The organism is bacterium (genome assembly GCA_040754625.1).
Classification (GTDB): domain Bacteria; phylum JACRDZ01; class JAQUKH01; order JAQUKH01; family JAQUKH01; genus JAQUKH01.
Window position 1 is genome coordinate 1 of sequence record JBFMCF010000079.1, and the last position, 3,167, is coordinate 3,167.

The 3,167-nt window shown below is 35.0% G+C and carries 3 protein-coding genes; all 3 read left to right on the forward strand.

Annotation, left to right across the window (positions count from 1 at the left end):
- The first annotated feature begins 178 nt into the window (after positions 1-178).
- The 3 genes from AB1498_07070 to AB1498_07080 all read left to right on the forward strand — a co-directional run bounded on the left by AB1498_07070 (position 179) and on the right by AB1498_07080 (position 2,985).
- Positions 179-1,327: a glycosyltransferase family 4 protein gene (locus AB1498_07070; GenBank protein MEW6088054.1), complete on the forward strand. Its 1,149-nt coding sequence runs from the start codon at positions 179-181 to the stop codon at positions 1,325-1,327.
- Positions 1,309-2,067 carry a glycosyltransferase family 2 protein gene (locus tag AB1498_07075; protein MEW6088055.1) on the forward strand — a complete coding sequence of 253 codons (759 nt, stop codon included), beginning with the start codon at positions 1,309-1,311 and terminating at the stop codon, positions 2,065-2,067. The genes AB1498_07070 and AB1498_07075 overlap by 19 nt, the downstream gene beginning before the upstream one ends.
- Positions 2,068-2,193: 126 nt before the next feature.
- The gene (locus AB1498_07080) at positions 2,194-2,985 is read left to right on the forward strand and encodes a polysaccharide deacetylase family protein (GenBank protein ID MEW6088056.1); all 792 of its coding nucleotides are present in this window, start codon (positions 2,194-2,196) and stop codon (positions 2,983-2,985) included.
- Positions 2,986-3,167 lie beyond the last annotated feature (182 nt).

A 3,167-nucleotide genomic window follows, 5' to 3' on the forward strand; every position in this document is an offset into this window, starting at 1 on the left:
TAAAAAAGTATCCCCATTTTTTTGAAAAATATAAAAAATTATGCTTTTACACTTCCTTTTTTTATTTATTCCTTATTTCACAACTACTTACTGTTTTCTATGTCTATTTTTTGGGGATAGTCCTTTTAATAAGAATTAAAGAAAAACCTTTTTTATGTTATAATCCTATGATTATTTTATGACGAAAAATTTTTTAAATATACTCCAGATTATTAATGAACCATGGGAAAGCGGGATTACTGAATACGGTCTGGTTTTAAGCAGGGGATTAAAAAAAAGCGGGCATAACGTTATAATTGCCGGTTTGAAAAATACCCCTGCCGAAGAAGGCGCAAAAAGGAGTAATATTAAATATGAGGTAATTAATAATATTAACAGCCTGTCGCCTGTAAATATTTATGGTTCAGTAAAAAAAATCAAAAATATTTTACTAAAAGAAAATATTGATGTGATTAATGCGCACCGGGCGGAGGGGCAGACGTGTGGTTTCCTGGCAAATAAATTAACGGGGAATAAAGCTGTTTTAATCAGGACGAGAGGGGACCGGCGGGTGACAAAAAATAATTTTTTAAACCGTTATTTATACCGTGACCTTACTGACGGAATAATTGCAGTGTCAATTATTTCAAAAGAGAATAATTTCACTGGTTTTAATTTGGAAGAAAAAATCAGGGTTGTCCCCCCGGGAGTTGATACTGGTAAATTTAACCCCCGGGTCAGCGGGGAAAAATTCAGGATAAATTGTGGCGTGAAAAAAGATGAATATTTAGTGGGGATTATCGGGCGGCTGGACCCGGTCAAAGGGCATTATTATTTTTTGAAGGCGGCAGGCAGATTGAAAGAAATATTACCTTCTGTAAAATACGCGGTCATAGGTTATGAAGCAAATATTAAAATTGATCATCTGAAGAAAACAGCGGAATCTTTTGGTTTGCATGAGAAAGTTATTTTTACCGGTTTTTATGAAAATGTTTCGGAAGCAGTTGCGGGCATTGATATAGGAGTAATAGCGTCAATTGGTTCTGAGGCCATAAGCAGGGTATGCCTGGAGATGATGGCGTGCGGCAAGCCCGTGATTGCCTCAAAAGTTGGTTCAATACCTGAAATAATATTAGATGGTGAAACCGGGCTGTTATATAATCCCAAAGATATTGATATGCTTGCCGGGCATATTAAAAGATTAATATTAAATCCCGATTTAATTAAAAAAATGGGCCAAAATGCGCATCTGAACGTGGTGAATAAATATTCGATAGATAATTTTATCAAAAACACTGAAGAAGTATATTTCAATGCGTTAGAAAAAAAATGGAAAAGATTACAGTAACAATAATATGCACCAACGAAGAGAAGAAAATTCAGGGCGCTCTTGAAAGCGCTGAATGGGCGGATGAAATTATAGTTGTCGACGGCGGAAGCACGGATAAGACATTGGAAATATGCCGGAAATATACCGGTAAAATATTTTCCAATCCCTGGCCGGGCTGGATTGAACAGAAAAATTTCGCCATATCAAAAAGCAAAAACAAATGGATTTTATCACTGGATTCCGATGAAAGAGTTTCAAAAGAACTAAAGGAGGAAATTAATAATGAATTAGATACAGGGGGATACGACGGTTATTACATACCTATAAAGCCTGTTTATTTGGGTAAACCGGTAACGCGTTGCGGCTGGTACCCCGGATATAAATTAAGGCTTTTCAATAAAGAAAAAAGCAGGTGGGGCGGGACGGAACCCCATGAAAGCCTTATCATTTCAGGAAAGACGAAAAAACTCAAGGCGGATATAATCCATGATGCTTATGATTCAATTGAGGAACATTTAATAAAAATAAATTATTACAGCAAGATCGGAGCGGAACTTTTAATTAAAAAAGGGGAACAGGTTGTTTTAACTGATTTATTTTTTAGACCTTTATTTACTTTTTTTAAGCAATATATTTTAAAACTTGGTTTTTTAGACGGGTGGCGCGGTTTTTTAATATGCGCGTTCAGCGGTTACGCGAACCTCGCGAAATATAGCAGGGCGTGGGAAAGACAGAAGAGCATGGCGCATGGCAAATAAGGCAGAAAGAATTAACAATTTACAATTGAGCATTGACAATTAACAATTTAAAAAATAATCCTCAATTATTAATAGCTAATTGTCAATTGATAACTAAAGACTCCGTAATCCTAGAGTAAAAAGATTATGTTAATTTACTTTATTATAATAATTATAAGTTTGCTTTTTCTCGCCTTTTCCGCCCGTTTTAATTTCTGGCGGCTGCCCGATAAAGGCATACCCGTTTTAATGTATCACATGGTAAGCAGGGAGAAACCGGGCTCAAAAATAAATAAACTGCGTGTCCCTCCGGATAAATTTGCGAAACAGATGCAATTTCTCAGGGAAAAGGGGTATAAAAGTATCTCGTCTAGTGATCTTATAAATTATTTTGAAACAGGAAAAATAAATATTGACAAACCGGTCCTCATAACTTTTGATGACGGTTATCAGGACAACTATATTAATGCATTCCCGATTTTAAAGGAATTTGGCTGTAAAGCGATTTTTTTTATAGTAACTGATTTTATAAGTGAAGAAAGCTTATGGAATATTGAGGATAAAGAAAGATTATTGAATTGGGAAGAGATAAAAGAAATGATTAAAGAAGGAATGGAATTTGGAAGCCATACAATCAGCCATCCGTTATTAGTGAATTACCCGCGGGAAAAATTATTCAATGAAATAGGTTTCAGCAAGAGAAACTTGGAGAAGGTGTTAAATACAGAAATTAAATGTTTTTCATACCCGTTTGGCAAGTTTGATGAAGAAACTAAAAAAGTAGTCCAAAAATGTGACTACAAGGCCGCGTTTTCCACAAAGATGGGAAAGGTGGATTTGAACAGCGATATTTACAGCCTGAGTAGAATATTGGTGCGCGGGGACGAAACATTATTTGATTTTTATCTTCAGTTAACAAGAGGGAAAAACCGTTTATAAATATTTTTCAGGACTATCCCCAAAAAATAGATATAAAAATCAGTAACTAGTTGTAGAATAAGGAAGAAACAAAAAAAAGAAGTGTAAAGTATATATTTTTCAAAAAATGGGGATACTTTCAAAAGGATTGCCTAAAGTATCACAGAGATTTGTGAGAGAAGCGATATATGGAATATAGGCAA